This is a genomic window from Pseudomonas sp. Y39-6 (genome assembly GCF_023651955.1).
GTDB classification, from domain to species: Bacteria; Pseudomonadota; Gammaproteobacteria; order Pseudomonadales; family Pseudomonadaceae; genus Aquipseudomonas; species Aquipseudomonas veronii.
Genome location: NZ_CP069594.1, coordinates 5,189,631 through 5,215,369 on the forward strand (window position 1 = coordinate 5,189,631; position 25,739 = coordinate 5,215,369).

Annotated in this window: 27 protein-coding genes, 4 pseudogenes and 1 riboswitch; of the genes and pseudogenes, 5 read left to right on the plus strand and 26 right to left on the minus strand. The window is 62.8% G+C overall.

Annotation, left to right across the window (positions count from 1 at the left end; all coding sequences use genetic code 11):
- Nucleotides 1–5: 5 nt before the first annotated feature.
- From JN756_RS23520 to cobO, 14 genes are all read right to left on the minus strand, one after another.
- Nucleotides 6–557 carry a glutathione peroxidase gene (locus JN756_RS23520; RefSeq protein WP_017845338.1) on the minus strand — a complete coding sequence of 184 codons (552 nt, stop codon included), beginning with the start codon at nt 555–557 and terminating at the stop codon, nt 6–8.
- 34 nt (nt 558–591) lie between these two features.
- Complete coding sequence (locus JN756_RS32130; protein ID WP_017845337.1) at nt 592–714, minus strand: hypothetical protein; 123 nt, start codon at nt 712–714, stop codon at nt 592–594.
- A complete protein-coding gene (locus JN756_RS23525; RefSeq protein ID WP_162231515.1) occupies nt 711–1,910 on the minus strand; it encodes an MFS transporter in 1,200 nt (399 codons plus the stop codon). The genes JN756_RS32130 and JN756_RS23525 overlap by 4 nt, the downstream gene beginning before the upstream one ends.
- Nucleotides 1,911–1,973: 63 nt before the next feature.
- Nucleotides 1,974–2,378 carry a MarR family winged helix-turn-helix transcriptional regulator gene (locus JN756_RS23530; RefSeq protein WP_017845335.1) on the minus strand — a complete coding sequence of 135 codons (405 nt, stop codon included), beginning with the start codon at nt 2,376–2,378 and terminating at the stop codon, nt 1,974–1,976.
- A gap of 42 nt (nt 2,379–2,420) precedes the next feature.
- Nucleotides 2,421–3,149, minus strand: coding sequence for an adenosylcobinamide-GDP ribazoletransferase (locus tag JN756_RS23535; RefSeq protein ID WP_017845334.1), 729 nt, complete (start codon nt 3,147–3,149; stop codon nt 2,421–2,423).
- 2 nt (nt 3,150–3,151) lie between these two features.
- Complete coding sequence (gene cobC / locus JN756_RS23540; protein WP_057003851.1) at nt 3,152–3,727, minus strand: alpha-ribazole phosphatase family protein; 576 nt, start codon at nt 3,725–3,727, stop codon at nt 3,152–3,154.
- Nucleotides 3,724–4,779, minus strand: coding sequence for a nicotinate-nucleotide--dimethylbenzimidazole phosphoribosyltransferase (gene cobT / locus JN756_RS23545; RefSeq protein ID WP_201021422.1), 1,056 nt, complete (start codon nt 4,777–4,779; stop codon nt 3,724–3,726). The genes cobC and cobT overlap by 4 nt, the downstream gene beginning before the upstream one ends.
- Nucleotides 4,776–5,297, minus strand: a complete 522-nt coding sequence (gene cobU / locus JN756_RS23550; RefSeq protein ID WP_079444470.1) for a bifunctional adenosylcobinamide kinase/adenosylcobinamide-phosphate guanylyltransferase — start codon at nt 5,295–5,297, stop codon at nt 4,776–4,778. The genes cobT and cobU overlap by 4 nt, the downstream gene beginning before the upstream one ends.
- Before the next feature lie 91 nt (nt 5,298–5,388).
- Nucleotides 5,389–6,840 carry a cobyric acid synthase gene (locus JN756_RS23555; protein WP_017845330.1) on the minus strand — a complete coding sequence of 484 codons (1,452 nt, stop codon included), beginning with the start codon at nt 6,838–6,840 and terminating at the stop codon, nt 5,389–5,391.
- Nucleotides 6,837–7,826, minus strand: a complete 990-nt coding sequence (gene cobD / locus JN756_RS23560) for a threonine-phosphate decarboxylase CobD (RefSeq protein ID WP_017845329.1) — start codon at nt 7,824–7,826, stop codon at nt 6,837–6,839. The genes JN756_RS23555 and cobD overlap by 4 nt, the downstream gene beginning before the upstream one ends.
- Nucleotides 7,819–8,727 carry an adenosylcobinamide-phosphate synthase CbiB gene (gene cbiB / locus JN756_RS23565; RefSeq protein ID WP_017845328.1) on the minus strand — a complete coding sequence of 303 codons (909 nt, stop codon included), beginning with the start codon at nt 8,725–8,727 and terminating at the stop codon, nt 7,819–7,821. Before cbiB ends, cobD begins: the two co-directional genes overlap by 8 nt.
- A complete protein-coding gene (bluB, locus tag JN756_RS23570; protein ID WP_046382487.1) occupies nt 8,724–9,374 on the minus strand; it encodes a 5,6-dimethylbenzimidazole synthase in 651 nt (216 codons plus the stop codon). Before bluB ends, cbiB begins: the two co-directional genes overlap by 4 nt.
- The gene (locus tag JN756_RS23575; protein ID WP_201021423.1) at nt 9,371–10,738 is read right to left on the minus strand and encodes a cobyrinic acid a,c-diamide synthase CobB; all 1,368 of its coding nucleotides are present in this window, start codon (nt 10,736–10,738) and stop codon (nt 9,371–9,373) included. The genes bluB and JN756_RS23575 overlap by 4 nt, the downstream gene beginning before the upstream one ends.
- Complete coding sequence (gene cobO, locus JN756_RS23580) at nt 10,735–11,346, minus strand: cob(I)yrinic acid a,c-diamide adenosyltransferase (protein ID WP_046382485.1); 612 nt, start codon at nt 11,344–11,346, stop codon at nt 10,735–10,737. The genes JN756_RS23575 and cobO overlap by 4 nt, the downstream gene beginning before the upstream one ends.
- A gap of 80 nt (nt 11,347–11,426) precedes the next feature.
- Nucleotides 11,427–11,670, minus strand: a riboswitch (cobalamin riboswitch).
- A 99-nt stretch (nt 11,671–11,769) separates the two neighbouring features.
- Between cobO and JN756_RS23585 the strand changes: the two genes are divergently transcribed.
- Nucleotides 11,770–13,083 carry a PQQ-dependent sugar dehydrogenase gene (locus JN756_RS23585; protein WP_169883698.1) on the plus strand — a complete coding sequence of 438 codons (1,314 nt, stop codon included), beginning with the start codon at nt 11,770–11,772 and terminating at the stop codon, nt 13,081–13,083.
- A 133-nt stretch (nt 13,084–13,216) separates the two neighbouring features.
- On the opposite strand, the gene JN756_RS23590 is transcribed toward JN756_RS23585, so the two are convergent.
- From JN756_RS23590 to JN756_RS23610, 5 genes are all read right to left on the minus strand, one after another.
- Complete coding sequence (locus tag JN756_RS23590; RefSeq protein ID WP_201021424.1) at nt 13,217–13,753, minus strand: C40 family peptidase; 537 nt, start codon at nt 13,751–13,753, stop codon at nt 13,217–13,219.
- Between the two features lie 144 nt (nt 13,754–13,897).
- On the minus strand, nt 13,898–14,527 hold the full coding sequence (locus JN756_RS23595) for a C40 family peptidase (RefSeq protein ID WP_046382483.1): 630 nt from the start codon (nt 14,525–14,527) through the stop codon (nt 13,898–13,900).
- A 213-nt stretch (nt 14,528–14,740) separates the two neighbouring features.
- A complete protein-coding gene (gene hda, locus JN756_RS23600; RefSeq protein ID WP_017845321.1) occupies nt 14,741–15,445 on the minus strand; it encodes a DnaA regulatory inactivator Hda in 705 nt (234 codons plus the stop codon).
- Nucleotides 15,446–15,648: 203 nt separating this feature from the next.
- Nucleotides 15,649–16,722 carry an AI-2E family transporter gene (locus JN756_RS23605; RefSeq protein WP_046382482.1) on the minus strand — a complete coding sequence of 358 codons (1,074 nt, stop codon included), beginning with the start codon at nt 16,720–16,722 and terminating at the stop codon, nt 15,649–15,651.
- A 43-nt stretch (nt 16,723–16,765) separates the two neighbouring features.
- Nucleotides 16,766–17,806 carry a DUF2066 domain-containing protein gene (locus JN756_RS23610; protein ID WP_128192295.1) on the minus strand — a complete coding sequence of 347 codons (1,041 nt, stop codon included), beginning with the start codon at nt 17,804–17,806 and terminating at the stop codon, nt 16,766–16,768.
- A gap of 355 nt (nt 17,807–18,161) precedes the next feature.
- Between JN756_RS23610 and purM the strand changes: the two genes are divergently transcribed.
- The 4 genes from purM (at nt 18,162) to JN756_RS23630 (ending at nt 21,060) form a co-directional block, all read left to right on the plus strand.
- Entirely contained in the window at nt 18,162–19,220 is a 1,059-nt protein-coding gene (purM, locus tag JN756_RS23615; protein ID WP_017845318.1) for a phosphoribosylformylglycinamidine cyclo-ligase, read from the plus strand.
- The gene (gene purN / locus JN756_RS23620) at nt 19,220–19,870 is read left to right on the plus strand and encodes a phosphoribosylglycinamide formyltransferase (protein ID WP_017845317.1); all 651 of its coding nucleotides are present in this window, start codon (nt 19,220–19,222) and stop codon (nt 19,868–19,870) included. The genes purM and purN overlap by 1 nt, the downstream gene beginning before the upstream one ends.
- Before the next feature lie 8 nt (nt 19,871–19,878).
- Nucleotides 19,879–20,592: a DUF3108 domain-containing protein gene (locus JN756_RS23625; RefSeq protein WP_046382480.1), complete on the plus strand. Its 714-nt coding sequence runs from the start codon at nt 19,879–19,881 to the stop codon at nt 20,590–20,592.
- A gap of 279 nt (nt 20,593–20,871) precedes the next feature.
- On the plus strand, nt 20,872–21,060 hold the full coding sequence (locus JN756_RS23630; RefSeq protein WP_017845315.1) for a hypothetical protein: 189 nt from the start codon (nt 20,872–20,874) through the stop codon (nt 21,058–21,060).
- Between the two features lie 91 nt (nt 21,061–21,151).
- Here the strand turns inward: JN756_RS23630 and JN756_RS23635 are convergent, their stop codons facing one another.
- The 7 genes and pseudogenes from JN756_RS23635 to relA form a co-directional block, all read right to left on the minus strand.
- A complete protein-coding gene (locus JN756_RS23635) occupies nt 21,152–21,697 on the minus strand; it encodes a DUF2058 domain-containing protein (protein WP_017845310.1) in 546 nt (181 codons plus the stop codon).
- 25 nt (nt 21,698–21,722) lie between these two features.
- Nucleotides 21,723–22,556, minus strand: coding sequence for a nucleoside triphosphate pyrophosphohydrolase (mazG, locus tag JN756_RS23640; RefSeq protein WP_128192322.1), 834 nt, complete (start codon nt 22,554–22,556; stop codon nt 21,723–21,725).
- A gap of 152 nt (nt 22,557–22,708) precedes the next feature.
- Nucleotides 22,709–22,843, minus strand: a pseudogene (locus tag JN756_RS32480) (ACT domain-containing protein); the annotation flags it as partial.
- Nucleotides 22,836–22,919, minus strand: a pseudogene (locus JN756_RS23645) (nucleoside triphosphate pyrophosphohydrolase); the annotation flags it as partial. The pseudogenes JN756_RS23645 and JN756_RS32480, both read right to left, overlap by 8 nt.
- 153 nt (nt 22,920–23,072) lie before the next feature.
- Nucleotides 23,073–23,207, minus strand: a pseudogene (locus JN756_RS32485) (ACT domain-containing protein); the annotation flags it as partial.
- Nucleotides 23,200–23,283, minus strand: a pseudogene (locus JN756_RS23650) (nucleoside triphosphate pyrophosphohydrolase); the annotation flags it as partial. The pseudogenes JN756_RS23650 and JN756_RS32485, both read right to left, overlap by 8 nt.
- Before the next feature lie 153 nt (nt 23,284–23,436).
- Nucleotides 23,437–25,680, minus strand: a complete 2,244-nt coding sequence (relA, locus tag JN756_RS23655; protein WP_250690860.1) for a GTP diphosphokinase — start codon at nt 25,678–25,680, stop codon at nt 23,437–23,439.
- Nucleotides 25,681–25,739 lie beyond the last annotated feature (59 nt).

The following is a 25,739-nucleotide window of genomic DNA, read 5'->3' on the forward strand; positions in this document are numbered from 1 at the left end:
AACGATCAGGGTTTCGACGCCAACGCTGCCTCTACCGCCTTGAGCAAGTCCGGACTGTCCGGCTTGGTCAGGCTGGAAAAATTGGCGATCACCTTGCCCTGGCGATCCACCACGTACTTGTAGAAATTCCACTTTGGCGCGCTGCTCTGCTGCGCCAGCACCTTGAACAGATGCACTGCGTCCGGCCCCTTGACCGCCTGCGGCTCGGTCATGGTGAAGGTGACGCCATAATTCACGTAGCAGACCTTGGCGGTTTCCTCGCCGGTCTTGGCTTCCTGCTTGAAGTCATCGGACGGCACACCAATCACTTCCAGCCCCTGGTCCTTATAGCGCTGGTACAGAGCCTCAAGGCCTTTGAATTGCGGCGCAAAGCCGCAGAAACTGGCGGTATTGACGATCACCAAAGGCTTGCCGGCAAAGCGCTGGCACAGGTCGATGGATTCCTTGGCGCGCAACTTGGGCAACTGCCCCTCCAGCAACGGCGGGCAACTGGCGGCCATCGCCGCACCGCTAAAAGCAGCCATCAGGACGGGTACTGCAAGCCAGCGCATCTGCATGTCGTGTGTCCTTCAAAATAGTCAGACCACGAACTTAACAGATCGACATACCCAGTTGCATCAACGCCAGCCCACCGCGCTGCCAGCCCCACCATGCCAGAAGCAGCAGCAGCGTTGCCGCCGCGGCCCCAACGAACCAATACCCATTGGAACTCATGCCGCCTCCATCTGCGTCTGCAACCGCGCCACCGGCCGCTCGCGCACCGGCCAGTTCAGAGCGGCGGCGAGCAGGCTCAAGAGAATCGCCACTTGCCAGATCAAATCGTAGTTGCCGGTTCGATCATAGACCACCCCGCCCAACCAGCCACCGAGGAACGAACCGAGCTGATGGAACAGGAACACGATCCCACCGAGCATCGAGAGGTTTCGCACACCAAACAGCGTGGCGACCGTGCCGTTGGTCAGCGGCACGGTGGACAGCCACAGGAAGCCCATCGCCATACCGAACAGGTAGGCCGTGACTTCAGTCACCGGCGCCCACAGGAACAGCACGATCACCACCGCGCGCAACAGATACAAAGCGGTCAGCAGGCGCGGCTTGGACATGCGCCCGCCGAGCCAGCCGGCGGTGTAGGTGCCGGCGATGTTAAACAGGCCAATCAAGGCCAATACGGTGGTGCCGGTAGTCGCCGGCAAATGCTGATCGACCAGGTAGGCCGGCAGATGCACGCCGATAAACACCACTTGGAAACCGCAGACGAAAAAACCGAACGCCAGCAACCAGAACCCGGAGTGAGAACAGGCTTCCTTCAGTGCTTCACGCAAGGTTTGCTGGCCGGCCATCACAGGCAGCGGCCGATCCTTGAGCATGCTCACCAGCGGCAGAATCAGCGCCACCATCAAGCCCAACGCCAGCAGCGCCGCCGACCAGCCCAACCAACTGATCAAACCCAGGGTGCCCGGCACCATGGCGAACTGGCCGAAAGAACCGGCAGCGCTGGCAATGCCCATGGCGATGCTGCGTTTTTCCGGCGGTACCGCACGGCCGACCACACCCAGGATCACCGAGAATGAAGTGCCGGACAGGCCGATACCAATCAACAAACCGGCGCTCAACGACAGTGACCAGGCCGAGTCGGACATGCCCATCAATACCAGGCCGACGGCGTACAACACCCCGCCAACCAGCACGGCCTTGCTCGCCCCAAAACGGTCGGCCAGGGCGCCGGTGAACGGCTGCGCCAGGCCCCAGATCAGGTTCTGCAGGGCGATAGCGAAGGCAAACGTCTCACGGCCCCAGCCGAATTCGGCGCTCATCGGTGCCAGGAACAGACCGAAGCCATGCCGTACACCCAGCGACAACGCCAGGATCAGCGCACTTCCCACAAGAATCCAGCCACTGGTGCGCCACATCGAAGTCATTTCTTATTCTCCATTTACGGGTATATACCCGCTTGTAGTCGGACAAACCCGCGCTCAGGCAAGTTCATCCAGCAAGGCCAACAGGGTTTCGCGTTTTTCCGCGCCCAGCCGATCAATCAATTTCTGCTGCGCCGCTTCCCACGCTGGCAACGCTGCGGCCAGTCGTTCGGCACCGGCTTCGGTCAACAGCACCAGGCGGTTGCGCAGATCGTCGCCTTCGACCAACCGCACCAGGCCTTCGCCTTCCAGCACGCGCAGGTTGCGCCCCAAGGTACTGCGATCCAGGCCCATGGCGTCGGCCAGGCTGGAAATGCTCGGTTGATCGAGACGCTGCAAATTGCACAGCAGAGAATACTGGGCGACGTTGATCCCGAAGCCGTCGAGAGCGCCGTCGTAATGCCTGCTGACGCCACGGGCGGCACGTCGCAGGTTGGTGCATAAACATTGGGAGGCAAGCATGGAACGTGTATATACCCGCGATTAAGGAAATGCAAGCAAGTGTTACAGCGCCAATCCGACCACAACCGCCACTTCCAGCAGCTCCAGCAGGGCGCCAGCGGTGTCCCCGGTGGTGCCGCCGAGACGCCTGACCATCAACTGACGCAAGCCGATAAAACACAGCGCCGCGAGCAGGACCGCGATCCCACCGCTGAAACCACCGATCAGCAGGCAGGCCAGGCCGCTGAGGATCAGCACCTGCTGGCCGACAATCCTTGGTAAGTGGTCCGACAATGCCTGGCCCAATCCTCCGGCACGCACATAGCGCGTGGTGAGAAACAGCGCGAGCATCGACGCACGCCCGATCAGCGGCGCGAGGATCAGTGCCGCGCCGTTGTGCTGCTCGATCAGCGCCACCAGGGCGGTGAACTTGAGCAGCAATACCAGGCCGAGGGTGACCACGGCGATCGGCCCGCTGCGCGGGTCCTTCATGATGGTCAGGGTGCGTTCGCGATCGCCGAAGCCACCGAGCCAGGCGTCGGCGCTGTCCGCCAGCCCGTCCAGGTGCAAGCCGCCGCTGAGCAACACCCAGGCCGTCAGTAACAACGCGGCGTGCAGCAACAACGGCGCGCCCGCCAACGCGAGGTTCAGGCCCCACAACAGCAGGCCGAACAACAGGCCCACCAGCGGATAAAACAGCAGTGAGCGCCCCAGTTCCTGGGGTTGCGGCATGCCCGGCAGACGAATCGGCAGGCTGCTCAGGAACTGCAGGGCGATCCAGAACGGCAGCATGTTCAGCGCCCTTCCTTCAACGCGCCGTCGGCCGCAACCTGCAGGCTGAACAGTGCGCCATGGGCGACTTCGACATTCAGCAACTGCGCTCGGGGCAAACCGCGCGCCCGGGCCAGCAGCAGACGCATCACGCCACCGTGGCTGATCAACAACACACGCTGTCCGGCATAAGCCTGATGCAAGCGTGAGACCGCGCCGAGAACCCTATCGGAAAAGTCGCTGACACGTTCACCGTCAGGTGGCGTGAAGCTATAGGGGTCGGCCCAGAACGCGCCCAGCCCGTCGGCGTCGGTCTCCATCAACGCCGCCGCGCTCTGCCCTTCCCAGGCGCCGAAGTGCAGTTCCTGCAGGGCCTTTTCCAGGCTCACCGGCACCTTGAGTGTTGCGCCCAGTTCTTGCGCGAACCGCGCACACCGTTGCAGCGGCGAACTGATCAATCGGTCCCATGGGCCCTGCCCGGCCACCGCAGCACGCATCTGCGCCCAGCCGTTTTCAGTGAGCGCATCGTCGAGGCTGCCGCGCAGGCCACCGCCCAATTCGGTTTCGCCGTGGCGCAACAGGTCCAGGTGCAAGGTCATGCCGGGCGGTCCGCCACGGCGGCTTCGGCGAATGTCGCCATCTGCCCGTGCAGCGCGCAGGCCAGGCGCAGCAGTGGCACCGCCAACGCCGCGCCGCTGCCTTCGCCGAGCCGCAGGCCGAGTTCGAGCAACGGTTGCGCGTCGAGGCAGTGCAGCACGTGGCGATGGCCAGGCTCGGCGCCGCGATGGCCGAACACCAGCCACTCCCGGCACGCCGGGTTCAGCCGCGTGGCGACCAACGCCGCGACGCTGCAGATAAAGCCGTCCACCAGCACCACGATGCCGTCCTGGGCGCAGGCCAGATAGGCACCGACCAACGCCGCGATCTCCAACCCGCCGAGGTTGAACAGGGTGTGCAGCGCATCACCGCGTTGCGCGGCATGCACCGCCAGTGCGCGTTCGATGACGGTGACTTTATGGCTGACACCCCGGGTATCCAGGCCGGTGCCCGGCCCGGTCAAATCGCTCACCGGGCAATCGAGCAAGGCACACGCCAACGCGCTGGCGGCGGTGGTGTTGCCGATCCCCATCTCGCCGCCGATAAACAGCTGCGCGCCGCTCGCCAACGCACGGCGCGCGCTGTCGCGACCGGCCTGCAGCGCCAGCCGCCCTTGCGCCTCGGTCATCGCCGGGCCGTTGACGAAGTTGGCGGTGCCCGCTGCGATATTCAGGTGACGCACGCCGGGCAGGTTCAGCGACGGCGTCACCGTGCCGAGGTCGATCACTTCCAACTGCGCCGCCAGTTGCTGCGCCAATACGCTGATGGCCGCACCGCCGGCGACAAAGTTATGCAGCATCTGCCCGGTGACTGCCTGGGGATACGCCGACACACCTTCGGCCACCACACCGTGGTCGCCGGCAAAGATGGCGATCCACACCTGCTCCATCGCCGGTTTGACCCGGCCTTGCAGGCCGGCCAACTGCACCGCCAACGCTTCCAGGCGACCGAGGGAGCCGGCCGGCTTGGTCAATTGCTGTTGGCGCGCCAAGGCGTGTTGATACGCCGAAGCGTCGCTGGCCTTGCACGGGTTGAGCCACCAGGTTTCCGTCATAACGCAGTACCTTTCAAAGTCAGGGGCAGGCCGGCAACGGTCAGGACAACGCGCTGACACCGTTCGGCCAAGGCTTGATGCAGCCAACCGGCTTCATCCACATAGCGGCGAGTCAATTCGCCCAGCGGCACGACACCCAAACCGGTCTCGTTGCTGACAAACAGGATTTCACCTGGCAATGAGGCCAGGCTTTCGAGCAATTGGTCACGCTCAAAAGCCAGGCGCTCGGGGTTATCGAGCAGCAGCAGATTGGTCAGCCAGAGCGTGAGGCAATCCACCAGCAGGCAGCGCTCGGGCGTGGCGTTTTCGCGCAGCACCCGTGCCAGTTCGATCGGTTCTTCGATCAGGCCCCAGTGATCCGGGCGGCGCTGGCGATGCAGGGCGACACGCTGGTTCATCTCACCGTCCAGCGGTTGGCTGGTGGCGATATAAATGACGGGCAACGCGCTGTCGCTGGCGAGTTTTTCCGCCAGGCGGCTCTTGCCGGAACGGGCGCCGCCGAGAATCAGTTGGAGCATGGGATGGCACCTCGGTATTCGAGCCGGGCTCGGTCAACGGTGGGAGCTGGCGTGCCAGCGATGCAGACACCTCGGTGTCTCAGGCAAGCCCTCAAATCCCACACAACCTGCGCAACAGCGCGGTATCCAGATGCTGTTCCACCAGGTCCGCCAACCGTTCGATGTCGCGCTCGCGCAAGGCGTGGTAATCGACCTCTTGCACCGCCTGCACACCGGCCCAGCGCAACAAGGCGCTGCACGCGGCCGGGGTTTCGAATACACCGTGCAGATAAGTCCCGAGGATTTGCCCGTCGGCGCTCTGGGCGCCGTCATGTCGGCCATCGTCCAGATGCACAGCAGGACGTTCCAGAGCCGCGCCGGACGTCACGCCCGCATGGATCTCATACCCACTGACCTCGGCGTCCTCCAGCAACAGGCGCCCACGCACATTGCGCAACTGCTTCTCTTGCGCCAGCGTCGTACTGAACGCCAGCAGCCCCAGACCGTCACTGGAGCCGGCCGGCCCCTCGAGCCCGAGCGGGTCATGCACCTGCTCGCCGAGCATCTGCAACCCGCCGCAAATTCCCAGCACCTTGCCGCCGTAGCGCAAGTGCCGCGCCACCGCGGTGTCCCAGCCATTGGCGCGCAGGTACGCGAGGTCACTGCGCACGCTTTTCGAGCCCGGCAGAATAATCAGGTCGGCGGCGGGAATCGGCTGGCCCGGGCCGATGAACTGCAAGTCCACCTGGGGATGCAGGCGCAGCGGGTCAAAGTCGGTGTGGTTGCTGATGCGCGGCAACACCGGCACGACCACCTTGAGCACCTCGGCCGCCTTGTCGATCTGACGCTGGTCGATGCCGTCTTCGGCCTCCAGGTGCAGGTCCATCACGTAGGGCAATACGCCGACCACCGGTTTGCCGGTGCGCGCTTCCAGCCAATCCAGGCCTGGCTGCAACAAGGCGATATCGCCGCGAAAACGGTTGATGATGAAGCCTTTGACCCGTGCCTGTTCGGTCGGCGAAAGCAATTCAAGGGTGCCCACCAGATGCGCGAACACGCCGCCGCGATTGATGTCGGCGATCAGCAGCACCGGGCAATCCACGGCCTCGGCGAAGCCCATGTTGGCGATGTCATTGGCGCGCAGGTTGATCTCCGCCGGGGAGCCTGCGCCTTCGACCATCACCACCGGGTAGGCGTCGCTCAAACGCGTGTGGGACGCCAGCACCGCCTGCATCGCGATGGCTTTGTAGTCGTGATAGGCCACTGCGTTCATGCTGGTCACGGCGCGGCCATGGATGATCACTTGGGCGCCGGTGTCACTGTTGGGTTTGAGCAGCACCGGGTTCATGTCGGTGTGCGGCGCCAGGTTGGCGGCCTGCGCCTGCACCGCCTGGGCGCGGCCGATTTCGCCGCCTTCGGCCGTCACCGCGCTGTTGAGCGCCATGTTCTGCGGCTTGAACGGCACCACCGCCACGCCCTGGCGCACCAGCCAGCGGCACAAGGCGGTGACCAGGGTGCTTTTACCGGCATCGGACGTCGTGCCTTGCACCATCAGCGTACTCATACCGCGTCCTTGTAGGCGATCAGGGCCTGTTCCAGGCGCTGCCAATCGGCGTCGGTGTCGGGCAGGCCAAAACGCAGGCTGCTGTCGTGGACAAACAGGCGCAGCAGAATGCCGCGCTGGGCCATGAAGTTGTGCATGCGTTCGGCGTGAGGGGTGATCAGCCATTGAAACAGGGCGCAGCCGCCCTGGGGTTGGAAACCTTGGCGCTCGAGCAAATCGAACAAGCGCTGGCCGGCTTCCAGGCAACGGTTGCGTTGCCGGGTGTGCCCGGCGGTATCGCGCAGACACGCTTGGCCGATCACCCGCGTCGGCCCGCTGACCGCCCACGGCCCGACCTGTTCGGCCAACAGCTTGAGCAACTTGCGCTCCGCCAGCACAAACCCCAGGCGCACACCGGCCAGGCCGAAGAACTTGCCGAACGAACGCAGCACGATCAGGCCGACCTGATGGGCCTGGCCGGCCAGGCTCAGGTGCGGCGTGACGTCCATGAACGCTTCGTCCACCACCAGCCAACCGCCGCGCTGGGCCAGCCGCGCATGCCAGTCGAGCAGCCGTTGCGGGGTCAGGCTCAGGCCCGTGGGGTTATTCGGGTTGACCACCACCAGCACGTCCAGGCTGTCGAGAAAGAAGTCGACCTCCTGCTCCTGCACTTCGCGCACCACGTAGCCGGCGCGACGCCAGGCCTCGGCGTGCTCGGCATAGCAAGGTGACAGCACGCCGACCTTGCCGCCCCGGCGCAAGCGCGGCAGCAGTTGGATCGCCGCCTGGGAACCCGGCACTGGCAATAAATGCGCGGTGCCATAGTATTCGCTGGCGGCTTGCTCCAGACCGTCGTCGGTTTCCGGCAGACGCGCCCAGGCGCGCAACGGAATCTCGGGGACCGGCCACGGCCAGGGCGCCAGGCCGCTGGACAGGTCGAGCCATTCGGCCTCGGCAATCCCATATTCAATCGCCGCCTTACGCAGCCGGCCACCGTGCTCAAGCATACAATTGCCCCCCGACGCATAGGATCAGCAGCCACAACCATACGCCGCGCTGCACCAGTTGCCAGCCGCGGTCGATGGCGTCCGCATCCGCCGCCGGGCCTTCGCCCAGTGGCGGACGCTGGTGCAGCTCACCGTGATAGATCGCGGCACCGCCCAACTCGACGCCCAAGGCACCTGCCCCCGCCGCCATCACCGGACCGGCGTTGGGGCTGTCCCAAGTCGGGCCCTGACGGCGCCAGCATTTGATGGCCAGCCTGGTTTTACCGAGTACGGCGTAGGTCAACGCCACCAGGCGTGCCGGAATATAGTTCAGTACATCGTCGATCCTGGCCGCCGCCCATCCGAAACGCTCGAAGCGTTCGTTGCGATAGCCCCACATGGCGTCGAGGGTGTTGCTCAAGCGGTACAGCACCACGCCCGGCACACCCGCGACGACAAACCAGAACAATGCGGCAAACACCGCGTCGCTGCCGTTTTCCAGCACCGATTCGGTGGCGGCGCGAGCGACTTCAGTGCGATCCAGTTCACTGGTCTGGCGACTCACCAGGTAACTCACGCGCCGCCGGGCTTCGTCCAGGTCATCGCCGCGCAGGGCCTGGGCCACCGGGATCACGTGCTCGCCGAGACTGCGCATGCCGAGGGCACAGTACAACGCGAGGATCTCCAGCACCCAGCCGATGTAAGGCGCCCACGATAACGCGGTGGCCAACAGCGTCAACGGCACCACCGCAATAAACCAGGCGGTCACGCCATGGCTGCGCCAGCCACGGCCACCGCTGTTGAAACGCTGCTCGATGCGCGCGGCGAAGTTGCCGAACGCCACCAGCGGATGCCAGCGCCTGGGCTCGCCCAGCAGCGCATCCAGCGCCACCGCAGCGACACACAGCAAGGCCACACTCATTGACGCACTCCCCAGGTATTTTCATACAACATGTCACTCAGCGGGCGCGGTTCGGCCCAGCCTTCGAGCTGCAACATCGGTGCCGGATAGAACGCCTCGACCGGCCCCAGGCACAACACCGCCAAGGGTTTCGCGCCGGGCGGCAAGCCCAGCAGGTCGGCCAGGGCCTGCGGTTCGAACAACGACACCCAGCCCATGCCCAGGCCTTCGACCCGCGCGGCCAGCCACAGATTCTGGATCGCGCAGGACAGCGAGGCCATGTCCATTTCCGGCAAGGTACGCCGGCCGAAGATATGTCGCTCGCGCTCATCCATCAGCGCCGCCACCAGCACTTCGGCGCAGTCGTGGATGCCTTCGACCTTGAGCTTCATGAACGTATCGGAACGCTCGCCCAGGGCCTCGGCGGTGCGTATGCGTTCTTCCTCCACCAACTGTTGAATCCGCCCACGCAATGGGCGATCGCTGATGCGGATAAAACGCCACGGCTGCATCAAGCCGACGCTCGGCGCCTGGTGTGCGGCCTGGAGCAAGCGCTGCAGCAGTTCGGGAGCCACGTCACCGCCGCTGAAGTGACGCATGTCACGGCGTTCGGCGATGGCACGGTAGACGGCGTCGCGCTCGGCCTGGGGGAAAGCGTTGTCGGTCATGAGCCTATCGCGGGCAAGCCCGCTCCCACCGTGGATTCGTGCTGTTGCACAGCGTGCGGTGCGACTCGCTCGGGCGCAAACAGCGCGGCCACGGCCCGGGGGTTGGAGGGGAAGTAGAAGTGAACGTAGGAAGCGGTCAGCCGCCCCTGTCGATACACCGCCTCGGCCCCGCGCCCGCCATTGGGGCTCACGCCACGGGCAATGGGCACCCAGTCGGTGCTGGTCAGCGAGTGGTGATAGGTGTGCCCACGCAACACGCCCTCGGGCAATTCGACGCTTTGCAGAGCCAGCGCCGCGAGCTTCTTTTGCATCACCGCAGCGCCCTGCAGCAGGCCGACCAGTCCGGCGCGGAGGCCGTCGACATCGGTGAGCGAATCCAGCAGATAGAGCATGCCGCCACACTCGGCGAGCAGCGGTTTGCCGGCAGCGTGATGGGCACGGATCGCCTCCAGCATCGCGGTGTTTTCCGACAGTGCCTGGTGATGCAATTCCGGGTAACCACCGGGCAGATAGAGGCTGTCGGCGTCTGGCAATTGGCGATCATGGATCGGCGAGAAGAAGCTCAACTCGGCGCCCATCGCCCGCAGCAGATCGAGGCTGGCACCGTAAGTGAAGGCGAAGGCTTCGTCACGCGCGACGGCGATCCGCACGCCAGCCAGCAACGGTTCGGTGCGGGTTACCGGCGGTGCGGCAAAGGTGACCGGCGGCGGCAACGCAACCTCGCAGCTGCTGCCCAACGCTTGGGCGGCGGCGTCCAGGCGCAGGTCGAGGTCATTCAGTTCGCTGGCTTGCACCAGGCCCAGGTGGCGGCTGGGTAATTCGATAGCGGTCTCGCGGGACAGCGCGCCATACCAGCGCAGGCCTTCGGTGAGGCTGCCTTCGAGCAATTGCGCATGGCGCAGGGTGCCGACGCGGTTGGCCAGCACGCCGGCGAACGGCAAGTCCGGCTGATAGCGTGCCAGGCCGAGGGCCAGGGCGCCGAAGGTCTGCGCCATGGCCGTGCCATCGATCACGCCGAGCACCGGCACACCGAAGTGCCGCGCCAGGTCGGCGCTGGAAGGTGTGCCGTCGAACAGCCCCATCACGCCTTCGATCAGGATCAGGTCCGCCTCCCCCGCTGCTTCCCACAGTAGGCGGCGACTTTCCTGCTCGCCCACCATCCACATGTCCAATTGATACACCGGCGCACCGCTGGCGCGCTCGTGGATCATCGGGTCGAGGAAGTCCGGGCCGCATTTGAACACACGCACCTTGCGCCCCAGGTTGCGATGCAAGCGCGCCAGCGCGGCGGTGACCGTGGTTTTGCCCTGGCCGGACGCCGGTGCGGCGATCAAGACAGCCGGGCAATGGCGGGGCTGATTCAAAGTTCGACGCCTTTCTGTGCCTTGATACCGGCCTGGAACGCATGCTTGAGCATGCCCATGTCGGTGACGGTGTCGCCCATTTCGATCAGTTCAGGTTTGGCGCCACGGCCGGTGACCACCACGTGCTGCATCGGCGGGCGGGCCTGCAGGTCGCTGAGGACTTGATCGAGGTCGAGGTAGCCGTGCTTGAGCGCGATGTTCAGCTCATCCAGCACCACCAGGCCGATGCTCGGGTCTTGCAGCAATTGGCGGGACACCGCCCAGGCGGCCTCGGCGGCCGCGATATCGCGCTGGCGGTCCTGGGTTTCCCAGGTAAAGCCCTCGCCCATTACATGGAAACGCACTTGCTCGGGGAAACGGCGGAAGAACAGTTCTTCGCCGGTGCTGTTGCGCCCCTTGATGAACTGCACCACGCCGCACTGCATGCCGTGGCCCATGGCGCGGGCCAGCATGCCAAACGCCGAGCTACTCTTGCCTTTGCCGTTGCCGGTCAGCACCAGCAGCAAGCCGCATTCGTTCGGGGAATTGGCGATGCGTTCATCGATCACGGCTTTTTTGCGCAGCATGCGCGCCAGATGGCGTTCGTCGCGCTCGGGGGAATCGGTCATGGCAGCTCTCCGTTGGGGCTGGACAAAAAACGGCGGGCAGGAAAAAACAACAACAGACAGCCAAGCATCGCCCACCGTGATGCTGTTGGATGATCCAGGCCGGTCTCCGGGCTCATGAGTGGCGCGCTAGAGCGCACGCCGACGGCGCGCCTTCCCATATCGCAGGCGATACAGTGGCAAACAGCACCGTCTTGACTCATTTACCGTTGCGGGGGCAGCGCCGGAATCGCGGCAGCACTGTGTACAAGTGCGCTCACTCACCGGCTTCCCTGTTTCACTCAGTCGACCCGTGGGTCACAGAGCACCTGGAACAAGCGGCGAAGGTTAGTGGGTTGGGGGTGGAGCGTCAATTAAAGCTGGCCTTGCACTTGAACCATCGCCGCATCGGGCGCCTCTACCCTTACAGGCATCCAGGAGAAAACCATGCATAAAACAAGACTCGCCTTACTGATCATGCTCGCGGGCACCCTCGCCGCCTGCGGGGAAAGCTCGACCCTGAAGGTGTCCGATGGCACCGGGCCTTCACCGCAGCTGCCGGAGCCGAACAAGACCCTGATCCCCACCGTGAACATCGCTCCGGCCATCGGCTGGCCGGCGGGCACCCAGCCCACGGCCGCCGCCGGCACCCAAGTGGCGGCGTTCGCCGAAGGCCTGGACCACCCGCGCTGGCTGTATGTACTGCCCAATGGCGATGTGCTGGTGGCGGAAACCAACGCGCCGCCCAAGCCGGACGACGCCAAAGGCCTGCGGGGTTGGGTGATGCAGAAAGTCATGGGCCGCGCCGGCGCCGGTGTGCCGAGCCCGAACCGCATCACCCTGCTGCGCGATGCTGACCATGACGGGGTCGCGGAGACCCGCACCGTGTTCCTGGAAAACCTCAACTCGCCCTTCGGCATGACGCTGGTGGGCAATGACCTGTACGTGGCCGATTCGGACAAGCTGTTGCGCTTTCCCTATCAGACCGGCGAAACCGCGATCAAGGCCGCCGGCAGCAAGGTCATCGACCTGCCAGCGGGCAGCATCAACCATCACTGGACGAAAAACGTGGTGGCCAGCAAGGACGGCAGCAAGTTGTATGTGAGCGTCGGTTCCAACAGCAACGTCGCCGAGAACGGCCTGGAAGCGGAACAAGGCCGCGCGGCGATCTGGGAAGTCGACCGCGCCAGCGGCCAGCACCGTATCTTCGCCTCCGGCCTGCGCAACCCGAACGGCATGGCCTGGGAACCGCAGAGCGGCAAGCTGTGGACGGCAGTGAACGAGCGCGACGAGATCGGCAGCGACCTGGTGCCGGACTACATCACCTCGGTCCAGGATGGCGCCTTTTATGGCTGGCCCTTCAGCTATTACGGGCAGCACGTGGATGTACGCGTCACACCGCAGAACCCGGACCTGGTGGCCAAAGCCATTGCGCCGGACTACGCCGTAGGCCCACATACCGCCTCGCTGGGCCTGACCTTCGCCGAGGGCAGCAAACTCCCGGCGCCCTTTATCAACGGCGCGTTTATCGGCCAGCACGGCTCGTGGAACCGCAAGCCGCACAGCGGCTACAAGGTGATCTTCGTACCGTTCGAGGGCGGCAAGCCGAAGGGGCCGCCAGTGGACGTGCTGACCGGGTTCCTCAACAGCGAAGAACAAGCCATGGGACGACCGGTTGGCGTGGTCATCGACAAGCAGGGTGATTTGCTGGTGGCGGACGATGTGGGGAATAAGGTGTGGCGGGTTTCTGCGGCTAAGTAACTATTACAAATGTGGGAGGGGCGGTGCGACGATTCGACTTGCCCACGATAGCGGTGGGTCAGTCACTGAATGCATGGACTGACACGCCCTCATCGGGAGCAAGCTCCCTCCCACATTTGGATCCTGCTTTGGCTTAGGGGTTGCGGGCCAAGTGCTCAGCCGGCAACACGCGCTTGGCGCTCAGGTAGGCGTTCTGCCAGTAGGCTTTGGACAAGGTGTCCAGCTTCACCGTACCGCCCGTCTGCGGCGCATGCACAAAGCGCCCTTCGCCGACATAGATCCCGGCGTGGCTGACCTGCGAGCCGCCACCCGTGGCGAAGAACAGCAGGTCACCGGTTTGCAGGTTCTGTGCGCTGACGTCCTGGGCGCGCATCACGATCAGTTCGCGCGTGGTGCGCGGCAGAGAGATACCCGCGGCATCACGGTAGACAAACCCGATCAACCCGCTGCAATCGAAACCGGAGTCCGGCGTATTGCCGCCCCAACGATAAGGCGTACCGACCAGGCCCAGCGCGCGGAACAGCACGTCTTCAGCGACCGGCGAACTCTGGCTGGAATAGTTGAACACTGGTTTAGGCTTGGCCGCTACGGGCGCAGGCTGCGGGCGGCTTACGCAGGCGCTGAGCAGCGCGGCGCAAACAATAAGAATCAGGCGGGCCGAGGTCGACATGTGCAGAACAATCCTGGTCTGGATGCGGCTTTCGCTGCCGAACGCTGAAAACCAGAACGCGCAAGCATGGCTTGCGCGAACGGATTACAACAATGTCCAGAGATTCTAGCGCTTACACGTCAAACTTCAAGTATCACTTTAACTTTACTTGCTAGCGGTAATCGTCGTCGGGGCCATGGCAAGTGCGCGCTTGGCTTCGATGAAGGTTTTGCTCCAGTAGCTGTCGCCCAGGCTGTCGACTCGAACACCACCGCTGCGGCGGCTGCTGGAGTGGATAAACTGGTTATCGCCCAGGTAGATACCGGCGTGACTGACGCGACCGCGGCCACTGGTACTGAAGAAAAGCAGATCCCCAGGCTTGAGGTTGTTACGCGCGACCAACGGTGCATTCACGTTGATCATTTCGCGGGTGGAGCGTGGCAGGTTCATGCCAGCTTCTTCGCGAAACAGGTAACCGATAAAACCGCTGCAATCAAAACCGGCTTCAGAGGTACCGCCGAAACGGTAACGGGTCCCGATCAGGGACATGCCGCGTTCGAGGATGCTGTCGGCCAGAACGGGAAGCTGATAAGGCTTGTTGCCAGCGAAGGCGGCCAGTTCTTTTTCGGTTGCCAGCTCTTCCTCATAAACAGTGGAAGACTGCGCAGCAACGAATTTTGCCTGATTTTTATACTGTTGATTGTGCTGCTCGGCCACTTGTTGAGGGTGGGAGGCGCAACCAAACAACAGAGCGACAAGTGCGAGAGGCACGAGGGGTGCGAAGCGATTTAGCATGGGCACGACCGTGGCTGATGTGTAAAGAAGTCGAGACTATGCCTTCTATCACATCGATTTGCAAATTCAATCGTGATCCATGTGACTTACTGTTTGCGTTATGACATCTAAGCCCTTAATACCCTTTGCGCGTGTTTTGCGTGGTCAAGCCGGCCAAAACGCAGGTTTCCTGGCGCCTGAAATTTGCCGAAGCCCCCGAAATACAAGGGCTGGCTACCAGCCGAGGGTTTCCTTGAGGAAGGGAATCGTCAGCTTGCGCTGGGCCTGCAAAGAGGCCTGATCGAGCTGCTCGAGCAAATCGAACAATGCGCTCATGCTGCGGGTGCCGCGGGTGAGGATAAAGTGCCCGACCTCGTCGGTGAGGTGCAGGCCGCGACGGGATGCACGCAATTGCAGGGCACGCAATTTGTCCTCGTCGGACAGCGGGCGCATCTGGAAGATCAGCGCCAGGGTCAGGCGCGACTTGAGGTCGGCCAGCTTGACCGGCAACTCACGGGGCGAGGTCGAAGCCGCGATCAACAGGCGGCGCCCGCTGTCGCGCAGGCGGTTGAACAGATGAAACAGCGCCTCTTCCCAATCCGCCTTGCCGGCGACGGCCTGCAGATCGTCCAGGCACACCAGTTCGTATTGTTCGAGGTTGTCGAAAATCCCGATCCCGCGGTCCATCAACTCCGCCAACGGCAGGTAAACCGCCGGTTCGCCCATCTGCTCGAAGCGCAGGCACGCGGCCTGCAACAGGTGGGTGCGCCCCACGCCTTGCTTGCCCCACAGGTAGATCAGGCTTTCAGTCCACCCGGCGTCGGCTTCGCAGAGCCGCTCGACATAGCCGAGTGCTGCGGCGTTGGCGCCTGGGTAGTAATTGATAAAGGTGGCGTCGTCACGCAGACGCACACCTAAGGGCAGCTGAATCGGTTTCATGCTGACTGAACGGCTCCGATCGAACCGTTAGTGGCCTCTGTGAAAAGTTTGCAAAGTTTATACCCGTGACGCCGGGCGCACAATGCAGCAGACCATAAGCAAAATCAAAGGTTTGCGTTAACTTGTTGGATTTACGCAAATTGTTTGACGCCACAGCGCCAGAAACAACAAACCCGGCCTGGGCCGGGTTTGTGACACCGCGATTACAAATCGGGGTCTTCAACGCCCCCGTACATATCCGAATCCTTGTACAGATCGTGGACATGACGCACCAGCACCATGATCACCGCCGCCACCGGCAGCGCGAGCAGGATGCCGGTAAAGCCGAACAACTCACCGCCAGCCAGGATCGCAAAGATCACCGCGACCGGGTGCAGGCCGATGCGATCACCCACCAGCAACGGGGTCAGCACCATGCCTTCGAGGGCCTGGCCGACCATGAACACCGCGACAATCCCGAGCATCGGGTACAGGTCACCGCCAAACTGGAACAGCCCGGCCACCAGCGCCGCACCGATACCGATCACAAAGCCCATGTACGGCACGATCGCGGCCAGACCGGCAATCAAGCCAATCAACAGGCCCAGCTCCAGGCCGATCGCCATCAAGCCGGCGGCATAGATAATCCCCAGGGCCAGCATCACCAGCAGCTGGCCGCGCACGAACGCCCCCAAGACCTCATGACACTCCCCAGCCAGGGACACGATGCGCGCTTCACGGTCACGCGGCAGCAGGCTGCGGATCTTGGCCATCATGATGTCCCAGTCCCGCAACAGGTAGAACGCCACCACCGGGATCAACACCAGATTGGTCAGCCAGCCGATCAGCGCCAGGCTGGATGCCGTTGCCTGGCTGAGAACCACGCCGACGATGTCGGTGGTCTGGCCCATATGCTCGCTGATCGCAGCCTTGACCTTGTCGAACTTCCAGAAGCCATCCGCCAGCCCCAGCTTGGCCTGGGCCCACGGCATCGCCGTGTGCTGCAGCCAGTCGAGCATCTGCGGCGCCAGTTCATACAGACGGAACAACTGCTTGGCCAGCATCGGCACCAGCACCAGCACCAACGCCGTGATGATCAGCGTAAACAGCGCAAACACCGTGACCACCCCCAAAGTCCGCGACAGGCCGGCTTTCTCCAGGCGATCCACAACGGGATCGAACAGATAGGCGAGCAACAGCGCGACCAGGAACGGCGTCAGGATCGAATGCAGCAAGAACACAAAAACGCACAGCAGGGCGATCCCGCCAAGCCACACCCAACGACGCGTATCCGCCATACACCACTCCATCTTTTATCGGCTGCTATATAAAGCAGAACATTTACCAACGAAAACGCAGTTGCGCCTGCGGCTCAGGGGCGGCGACCGGCTGCGTGCCGTCCACTGGCGGTTGCGCAGCCAGTGCTTCACCCGCGGGAATCTCCTGCAACCTGGCCAGGCTCAGTTGAGTACGCAACTGATCGGCGCTGCCATTGACGCGATACACAATACGATTGCCATCCACGCGCTGCGGCTGGCCGCCAAACGGCTCGAGCAAGTGGCCCAACGCGGCGTAGCGCTCCAGGGTCATGCCCTGCACTTCGAGCAATTGCTCGGTGCTCGCGCCCGGCTTGACCACAAAGCGCGGCGCCAGTTTCTGGCTGACCGCCAGCATCACGGCATCGGCCACGGCGGCGGTGTCGGCGCCTTGCGCGGTGCCCTGCTCGCTCTTGTCGCCCAACCACAGGCGCCATTTGGCCTGCCATTGGCTGCCTTCCTGGCGCGCATGCACTGCGAGCATCGCATCGGCGCCGTAGCGTTCCGAGGCTGCACGCAACGGCGTGGCGTCCGCGCTTTCGAGGTTGGGCGCGGTGGCGACCACCTGTTCATCCAAATCACCCAACGGCAGGCGCAGCGGCAAGCCGCGATGTTGCGCCGCACGGCGCAGCGCCTGCGCGACGGCCTGGCCATCCCCGACCAGGTTGCTGCCGTCGGTGGAGTCATTCAGCCACCAACCCAGGATCGACGGCCGATTGCTGCCCCAGATCGACAAGCCGGCCTCACGCAAGGCGCGATCGGTGCTGACGGGGTCGAAATCCACTTGCAGGCTTTCCGGCGGGCCGGCGTCGTAGCCGTATTGCGTGATGATTTGTTGCGGGTCCTTGCGCACCGCCGCCAGGCCGGGGCCTTCGGCGGCCTTGGCGTCGCCAGTGAGGCGGATCACCAGGGTCTGTACGGCGCGCTGGGTCGCCTGGTCGCGTTCTTGCGGTGACTGGCTGCTGACCGGCTCCAGTACTTGATAAAGGCCATTGAGGGTTTCGGCATGACTCGCCAGGCTGACCAACGACAAGCAGCCTACAAAAAACACATTACACAGACGCATGGAAGATTCCCGAACGACAAAATTAGCGGCTGGAACAGACCGCGTGATCTCGGTTTGCCAAGGCTGTGACCACAGCGATCGGTAAAACATTCACGGGGTCTCGGTAAGTTTTCCTACTGTCATAACGATAGCGGGTTCAAGGCTATACCTTAATACGGAGCTGGGCAGACCCGATTAGCATTTTTTTAACCGGCTTTTTTATCTATGTGGCTCTGCCCGTCGGCCCGAGGATGGCCGCTGACCCTCAAGCCTGATAAAATCGCGCGCCTTCGCAGACCGTCAATGGCTGGGCCTTTTCACAAGAGCCCTTGCCCAATCGGTCGTTACCCCTGAATCCCCCCTAAAGGCCTGGATCATGAGCAAGCAACCCTCCCTGAGCTACAAGGACGCCGGTGTAGACATCGACGCCGGTGAAGCATTGGTCGAACGCATCAAGAGCGTCGCCAAGCGCACTGCGCGCCCCGAAGTCATGGGTGGCCTGGGCGGTTTTGGCGCCCTCTGTGAAATCCCGGCCGGCTACAAACAGCCCGTGCTGGTTTCCGGCACCGACGGCGTGGGCACCAAACTGCGCCTGGCCCTGAACCTGAACAAACACGACAGCATCGGCATCGACCTGGTCGCCATGTGCGTCAACGACCTGGTGGTGTGCGGCGCCGAGCCGTTGTTCTTCCTGGACTACTACGCCACCGGCAAGCTCAACGTCGAAACCGCGACCCAAGTGGTCACCGGCATCGGTGCTGGCTGCGAATTGTCGGGTTGCTCTCTGGTCGGCGGCGAAACCGCTGAAATGCCAGGCATGTACGAAGGCGAAGACTACGACCTGGCCGGCTTCTGCGTCGGCGTGGTCGAAAAAGCCGAGATCATCGACGGCTCCAAAGTGGCTGCCGGCGACGCCCTGCTCGCCCTGCCGTCGTCCGGCCCGCACTCCAACGGCTACTCGCTGATCCGCAAGATCATCGAAGTGTCCGGCGCCGACATCGAGAACATCCAGCTCGACGGCAAGCCCCTGACCGACCTGCTGATGGCGCCGACACGCATCTACGTCAAGCCACTGCTCAAGCTGATCAAGGACACCGGCGCGGTCAAAGCCATGGCCCACATCACCGGCGGCGGCCTGCTGGACAACATCCCGCGCGTCCTGCCCAAAGGCGCCCAGGCGATTGTCGACGTGGCCAGCTGGCAGCGTCCTGCGGTATTCGACTGGCTGCAAGAGAAAGGCAACGTCAACGAAACCGAAATGCACCGCGTGCTGAACTGCGGCGTGGGCATGGTGATCTGCGTGGCGCAAGAGCACGTGGAAAGCGCGTTGAACGTGCTGCGCGAAGCCGGCGAACAGCCTTGGGTCATCGGCCAGATCGCTGCTGCCGCCGAAGGCGCGGCTCAGGTTGAACTGAAGAACCTTAAGGCGCACTGATGTCTGCAACCTGTGATGTCGTGGTGCTGCTCTCCGGCACCGGCAGTAACTTGCAGGCCCTGATCGACAGCACGCGCACCGGCGACAGCCCGGCGCGCATCGCTGCGGTGATCTCCAACCGCAGCGACGCCTATGGCCTGCAACGCGCCAGGGAGGCAGGCATTGCCACGCGCACCCTGGATCACAAGGCTTTCGAAGGTCGCGAGGCCTTCGACAGCGCCCTGGTCGAACTGATCGACGCCTTCAACCCCAAACTCGTGGTACTGGCCGGCTTCATGCGTATCCTCAGCGCTGATTTCGTGCGGCACTACGCTGGGCGGCTGTTGAATATCCACCCTTCCCTGCTGCCCAAGTACAAAGGCATGCACACCCATCAGCGCGCCCTCGACGCGGGCGACAGCGAGCATGGCTGCAGCGTGCATTTTGTCACCGAGGAACTCGATGGCGGGCCTCTGGTCGTACAGGCAGTGGTTCCGGTAGAGTCTGACGACTCGGCGCAGACGCTTGCGCAACGGGTTCATACGCAGGAACACAGGATTTACCCGCTGGCTGTTCGCTGGTTTGCCGAGGGGCGGTTGATTCTTGGTAAACAGGGTGCATTATTGGACGGTCAGTTACTCGCGGCCAGCGGCCACTTGATTCGAACCTAGGAGATTTTATGCGTCGCGCCTTGCTCTTCGCTTTTGCGCTGTTCGCCTTGCCTGCGGTGCAAGCAGCAGATTTACATCCTTTCTCCGCCAGCTACACCGCCGACTGGAAACAGTTGCCCATGAGCGGTTCGGCCGAGCGCAGCCTGACCCACAATGGCGATGGCACCTGGACCTTGAACTTCAAGGCTTCCATGATGATTGCCAGCCTCACCGAAACCAGCGTGATCCAATTCGACAAGGACGCCCTGCAGCCGAAGAGCTACACCTTCGAACGCGGCGGCCTGGGCAAGGCGAAAAGGATCAACCTGGACTTCGACCAGACCGCCAAGAAAGTCACCGGCTTTGAAAACAAAGACCCGGTCAACGTTGCCCTGCAAAGCGGCATGCTCGACAAGTCGACCTACCAGTTGGCGCTGCAGCGCGATGTCGCGGCCGGCAAGAAGAGCATGAGCTACAACGTGGTTGAAGGCACCGACGTCGACACTTACGACTTTCGCGTGATCGGCCCGGAAAAGGTCCAGACCAAAGCCGGCTCCATCGACGCGATCAAGGTCGAGCGCGTGCGTGACCCGACCCAAAGCAAGCGCATCACCCAGATGTGGTTTGCCAAGGACTGGGGCGGCATCCTGGTTGCCCTGCGTCAGGTGGAAACCGACGGCAAGGAATACAACATCATGCTGCAAGACGGCACGGTTGACGGTCAGCCTGTCAAAGGCAGCTGATTGAACTGATACGTTGGAAAAGAGCCTCGCGCAATGCGGGGCTTTTTTTCGCCTGGAATATTCAGGCAAGGCCGTTATTGCCTGACGCAATCATGAAGCTTTTGTCATAAAACCCAGCCGCCTGTGGCGCAATGTCGCGGTTTACGCGGCCTGCACAATTGTTGCTATTTCTGTAAAGGACTGTTGCAGGAAAAATCGGTTTACTTAGCAAGCTAACAAAACATATAACAAATGCCTGCGACGACTTGCCGCAGATCAACCAGAGATTGGAGCAAGCAGATGACTGTAAAAGTGACTGAGCGCGACGACGAACATATGTCCCACGAAGCATTGGGCCATGGGATTCACATCTGGGACGTACACCAACAAGACCTGCTGGTCGGCATGTTTCATAACGAGAGCGACGCTCATAACTATAAAAACGAGCTCGAAACCCTTGAGATGAAACGCCAGGCACAAAGCTCCTGACTATTTGCCAGACTCAGGCGCCAGGCCCACGCAGCCTGGTTGCCTGAAAACAAAAACCCCGCCGGTGAGCGGGGTTTATTGTTTTACAGCCTTACCACATCAGATCATCCGGGATCTGGTAGGCGGCGTAAGGATCATCCTCATCCGGCACCTGGCTTTCGGTGAGGATATTGAGCTGGACGATACGCTCCGGCGCGCGCTCCTGGATCTTCAGCGCCGCTTCGCGCGGGATCACCTCGTAACCGCCGGCGTGATGCACGATCGCCAGGGAGCCGTTGCTCAGCTTGTTGCGCATCAGCGTGTTGACCGACAGGCGCTTGACCTTCTTGTCATCCACGAAGTTGTAGTAGTCCTCGGTGGTCAGCTTGGGCAGGCGCGAGGTCTCGATCAGTTGCTTGACCTGGGCCGTGCGGGCCTTGGCCTCGGCTTTCTCCTGCTGCTGGCGGTTCAGCTCCTGGTCGCGCTTGACCTTCTCGGCCATGGCTTCCTGGGCCAGGCGTGCCTGGGTGTCATCGGCCTCGGCCTGGCCTTTGTGGACCAGACGTTGATGTTTCTGTTTCTCTTTGCCGACCTGCTTGGCCTGCTTTTGGTTGACCAGACCTGCTTTGAGCAACTGGTCGCGAAGGGAAAGGCTCATGGTGCTTACTCACTTAGGCAACTGCTCAACCGCAGCTGGACACGTTCTTTTCCTGGCGTTTGGCTTCGCCCCACAGGGCGTCCAACTCTTCGAGGGTGCAATCTTCCATGGATTGACGCGTATCGCGCAATGCCTGTTCGATAAATCGGAAACGTCGCTCGAATTTGGCATTGGCACCGCGCAAGGCGGTTTCCGGGTCGACCTTGAGGTGACGGGCCAGGTTGACCGCGGCAAACAGCAGGTCACCGACCTCATCGGCGATGGCCACTGCATCGTTATCGGCCATGGCTTCGAGCACTTCATCCAGCTCTTCGCGCACGTTATCCACCACCGGCAACGCAGCGGGCCAGTCGAAACCGACCTGGCTGGCGCGCTTCTGCAATTTGGCGGCACGGGACAGCGACGGCAAGGCGGTGGGCACATCGTCGAGCAGGGACAGTTGCTCGGGGGCGCCGGACTTTTCCGCGCGCTCCTCGGCCTTGATCTGCTCCCAACGCGTCTTGACCTGCTCTTCGCTCAACTGCGGGATATCCAGCGGCGCGTACAGATCGCCGGTGGGGAACACATGGGGATGACGTCGAATCAGCTTGCGGGTGATGCTGTCGATCACCCCGGCGAACTCGAAGCGCCCTTCTTCCTGTGCCAGCTGGCTGTAATACACCACCTGGAACAACAGGTCGCCCAACTCGCCTTGCAGGTGATCGAAGTCGCCGCGCTCGATGGCGTCGGCGACTTCGTAGGCCTCTTCCAGGGTGTGCGGGACGATGCTCGCGTAGGTTTGCTTGATGTCCCACGGGCACCCGTATTGCGGGTCGCGCAGGCGATTCATCAGGTGCAGCAGGTCTTCAAGTGAATACATCATTCTATTTCCGATCAGGTATGAACACCGCCGATCAACTGTGGGAGGGGGCTTGCCCCCGATTGTGGTGGATCAACCAAGAATCTGGTACCTGACACTCCGCTTTCGGGGGCAAGCCCCCTCCCACATTCAGCCTGCATTCATCCAGATGCTCATGGGGTACGGTTGCGCCGCGTCTCGATGATGTTCGGCAACTGGGAAATCCGCCCCAGCAACCGCCCCAACGCGTCCAGCCCCGGAATCTCGATGGTCAGGGACATCAACGCGGTGTTGTCCTCCTGTTTGCTTGATGTCCCACGGGCACCCGTATTGCGGGTCGCGCAGGCGATTCATCAGGTGCAGCAGGTCTTCAAGTGAATACATCATTCTATTTCCGATCAGGTATGAACACCGCCGATCAACTGTGGGAGGGGGCTTGCCCCCGATTGCGGTGGATCAACCAAGAATCTGGTACCTGACACTCCGCTTTCGGGGGCAAGCCCCCTCCCACCTTTCAGACTGTGTTCATCCAGATGCTCATGGGGTACGGTTGCGCCGCGTCTCGATGATGTTCGGCAACTGGGAAATCCGCCCCAGCAACCGCCCCAACGCGTCCAGCCCCGGAATCTCGATGGTCAGGGACATCAACGCGGTGTTGTCCTCCTGTTTGCTTGATGTCCCACGGGCACCCGTATTGCGGGTCGCGCAGGCGATTCATCAGGTGCAGCAGGTCTTCAAGTGAATACATCATTCTATTTCCGATCAGGTATGAACACCGCCGATCAACTGTGGGAGGGGGCTTGCCCCCGATTGCGGTGGATCAACCAAGAATCTGGTACCTGACACTCCGCTTTCGGGGGCAAGCCCCCTCCCACCTTTCAGACTGTGTTCATCCAGATGCTCATGGGATACGGTTGCGCCGCGTCTCGATGATGTTCGGCAACTGGGAAATCCGCCCCAGCAACCGCCCCAACGCGTCCAGCCCCGGAATCTCGATGGTCAGGGACATCAACGCGGTGTTGTCCTCCTTGTTCGAGCGGGTGTTGACGGCCAGCACGTTGATCCGCTCGTTGAGCAGCACTTGCGACACGTCGCGCAGCAGACCGGAACGGTCGTAGGCACGGATGATGATGTCCACCGGATAGGTGAGCACCGGCACCGGGCCCCAGCTGACCTGGATGATCCGCTCCGGCTCGCGCCCGCCCAGTTGCAGCACCGAGGCGCAGTCCTGGCGGTGAATGCTCACGCCACGGCCCTGGGTGATGTAGCCGACGATGGCGTCGCCCGGCAGCGGCTGGCAGCAACCGGCCATTTGCGTCATCAGGTTGCCGACGCCCTGGATCTGGATATCGCCACGCTTGCCGGGCTTGTAGCCGGTGGCTTTGCGCGGGATCAGTTCCAGCTGTTCGTTGCCGCGTTCCGGCTCCACCAGTTGCTGGGCCAGGTTGACCAGTTGCGCCAGGCGCAGGTCGCCGGCACCGAGGGCGGCGAACATGTCTTCGGCGATCTTCATGTTGGCCTTTTCGGCCAGCTTGTCGAAGTCCACCTGAGGCAGGCCCAGGCGCGCCAGTTCGCGTTCGAGCAGGCTTTTGCCGGCGGCGACGTTCTGGTCGCGCGCCTGCAGCTTGAACCAGTGGACGATCTTCGCCCGCGCCCGCGAGGTGGTGATGTAACCCAGGTTCGGGTTCAGCCAGTCGCGGCTCGGCGTGCCGTGCTTGCTGGTGATGATCTCGACCTGCTCGCCGGTCTGCAGGCTGTAGTTGAGCGGCACGATGCGCCCGTTGATCTTGGCGCCCCGGCAGTTGTGGCCGATTTCGGTGTGCACGCGGTAGGCGAAGTCCAGCGGCGTGGCGCCCTTCGGCAGGTCGATGGCGTGGCCGTCGGGGGTGAAGATGTAGACCCGGTCCGGCTCGATATCCACCCGCAGTTGTTCGGCCAGGCCGCCGATGTCGCCGAGTTCTTCGTGCCACTCCAGCACTTGGCGCAGCCAGGAGATCTTCTCTTCGTATTGGTTGGACCCGGCCTTGACGTCGGTGCCCTTGTAGCGCCAGTGCGCGCACACCCCCAGCTCCGCCTCTTCGTGCATGGCGTGGGTGCGGATCTGCACTTCCAACACCTTGCCCTCGGGGCCGATCACTGCAGTGTGCAGCGAGCGATAGCCGTTTTCCTTGGGGTTGGCGATGTAGTCGTCGAACTCCTTGGGGATGTGCCGCCACAGGGTGTGGACGATACCGAGCGCGGTGTAGCAGTCGCGCATTTCCGGCACCAGCACGCGCACGGCGCGCACGTCGTAGATCTGGCTGAAGGCCAGGCCCTTGCGCTGCATTTTGCGCCAGATCGAATAGATGTGCTTGGCGCGGCCGCTGATGTCGGCGTCGACGCCGGTAGCCTGCAACTCGGCACGCAGCTGGCCCATCACGTCGGTGATGAAACGCTCGCGGTCGAGCCGGCGCTCATGCAGCAGCGTGGCGATCTGTTTGTATTGGTCGGGTTCGAGGTAGCGGAAGGACAAGTCCTCCAGCTCCCACTTGATATGGCCGATACCCAGGCGGTGCGCCAGCGGTGCGTAGATGTCGAAGACTTCGCGGGCCACGCGGTTGCGCTTTTCGTCGTCGGCGGTTTTCACCGCTCGGATCGCGCAGGTGCGTTCGGCCAGCTTGATCAAGGCGACGCGCACGTCGTCGACCATCGCCACCAGCATCTTGCGCAGGTTTTCCACCTGGCCCTGGGTGCCCAGCACCATGGACTGGCGCGGGCTGAGGCTGGCGCTGATGGCGGCCATGCGCAGCACGCCGTCGATCAGCTTGGCCACCACGGAGCCGAAGCGCTGGCCCACGGTGGCCAACGGGATATGCCCTTCACGCACGCCGCGATAGAGCACGGCAGCGATCAGCGAATCCTGGTCGAGCTTGAGATCGGCGAGGATCTCAGCGATTTCCAAGCCGGTGCGAAAGCTCGAAGTGCCTTCGGCCCACAGGTTCTTGGCCGCATTGTCTTGCTGTTCAGACTCACGAGCGAACTCGCAGGCTGCTTTCAAGGCTTCACGGTCCAGTGCCGGGTCGACACTGATGGCATGATCCAGCCATGCCTCGAGATTGATACTGCCGTCGGTGTTGATCGGCTGGTGTGCTCTCACCTGTACCATCTTGCTTACCTTCCCTACGACGCACCTTCGATGCGCCAAAAATCATCGCTGACCTGCTT

Excerpts from the sequence above, each read along its gene's own strand:
- JN756_RS23520 (WP_017845338.1), bottom strand. The coding sequence starts at position 557 with ATGCAGATGCGCTGGCTTGCAGTACCCGTCCTGATGGCTGCTTTTAGC.
- JN756_RS32130 (WP_017845337.1), bottom strand. The coding sequence starts at position 714 with ATGAGTTCCAATGGGTATTGGTTCGTTGGGGCCGCGGCGGCAACGCTG.
- JN756_RS23525 (WP_162231515.1), bottom strand. The coding sequence starts at position 1,910 with ATGTGGCGCACCAGTGGCTGGATTCTTGTGGGAAGTGCGCTGATCCTG.
- JN756_RS23530 (WP_017845335.1), bottom strand. The coding sequence starts at position 2,378 with ATGCTTGCCTCCCAATGTTTATGCACCAACCTGCGACGTGCCGCCCGT.
- JN756_RS23535 (WP_017845334.1), bottom strand. The coding sequence starts at position 3,149 with ATGCTGCCGTTCTGGATCGCCCTGCAGTTCCTGAGCAGCCTGCCGATT.
- cobC (WP_057003851.1), bottom strand. The coding sequence starts at position 3,727 with ATGACCTTGCACCTGGACCTGTTGCGCCACGGCGAAACCGAATTGGGC.
- cobT (WP_201021422.1), bottom strand. The coding sequence starts at position 4,779 with ATGACGGAAACCTGGTGGCTCAACCCGTGCAAGGCCAGCGACGCTTCG.
- cobU (WP_079444470.1), bottom strand. The coding sequence starts at position 5,297 with ATGCTCCAACTGATTCTCGGCGGCGCCCGTTCCGGCAAGAGCCGCCTG.
- JN756_RS23555 (WP_017845330.1), bottom strand. The coding sequence starts at position 6,840 with ATGAGTACGCTGATGGTGCAAGGCACGACGTCCGATGCCGGTAAAAGC.
- cobD (WP_017845329.1), bottom strand. The coding sequence starts at position 7,826 with ATGCTTGAGCACGGTGGCCGGCTGCGTAAGGCGGCGATTGAATATGGG.
- cbiB (WP_017845328.1), bottom strand. The coding sequence starts at position 8,727 with ATGAGTGTGGCCTTGCTGTGTGTCGCTGCGGTGGCGCTGGATGCGCTG.
- bluB (WP_046382487.1), bottom strand. The coding sequence starts at position 9,374 with ATGACCGACAACGCTTTCCCCCAGGCCGAGCGCGACGCCGTCTACCGT.
- cobO (WP_046382485.1), bottom strand. The coding sequence starts at position 11,346 with ATGACCGATTCCCCCGAGCGCGACGAACGCCATCTGGCGCGCATGCTG.
- JN756_RS23585 (WP_169883698.1), top strand. The coding sequence starts at position 11,770 with ATGCATAAAACAAGACTCGCCTTACTGATCATGCTCGCGGGCACCCTC.
- JN756_RS23590 (WP_201021424.1), bottom strand. The coding sequence starts at position 13,753 with ATGTCGACCTCGGCCCGCCTGATTCTTATTGTTTGCGCCGCGCTGCTC.
- JN756_RS23595 (WP_046382483.1), bottom strand. The coding sequence starts at position 14,527 with ATGCTAAATCGCTTCGCACCCCTCGTGCCTCTCGCACTTGTCGCTCTG.
- hda (WP_017845321.1), bottom strand. The coding sequence starts at position 15,445 with ATGAAACCGATTCAGCTGCCCTTAGGTGTGCGTCTGCGTGACGACGCC.
- JN756_RS23605 (WP_046382482.1), bottom strand. The coding sequence starts at position 16,722 with ATGGCGGATACGCGTCGTTGGGTGTGGCTTGGCGGGATCGCCCTGCTG.
- JN756_RS23610 (WP_128192295.1), bottom strand. The coding sequence starts at position 17,806 with ATGCGTCTGTGTAATGTGTTTTTTGTAGGCTGCTTGTCGTTGGTCAGC.
- purM (WP_017845318.1), top strand. The coding sequence starts at position 18,162 with ATGAGCAAGCAACCCTCCCTGAGCTACAAGGACGCCGGTGTAGACATC.
- purN (WP_017845317.1), top strand. The coding sequence starts at position 19,220 with ATGTCTGCAACCTGTGATGTCGTGGTGCTGCTCTCCGGCACCGGCAGT.
- JN756_RS23625 (WP_046382480.1), top strand. The coding sequence starts at position 19,879 with ATGCGTCGCGCCTTGCTCTTCGCTTTTGCGCTGTTCGCCTTGCCTGCG.
- JN756_RS23630 (WP_017845315.1), top strand. The coding sequence starts at position 20,872 with ATGACTGTAAAAGTGACTGAGCGCGACGACGAACATATGTCCCACGAA.
- JN756_RS23635 (WP_017845310.1), bottom strand. The coding sequence starts at position 21,697 with ATGAGCCTTTCCCTTCGCGACCAGTTGCTCAAAGCAGGTCTGGTCAAC.
- mazG (WP_128192322.1), bottom strand. The coding sequence starts at position 22,556 with ATGTATTCACTTGAAGACCTGCTGCACCTGATGAATCGCCTGCGCGAC.
- relA (WP_250690860.1), bottom strand. The coding sequence starts at position 25,680 with ATGGTACAGGTGAGAGCACACCAGCCGATCAACACCGACGGCAGTATC.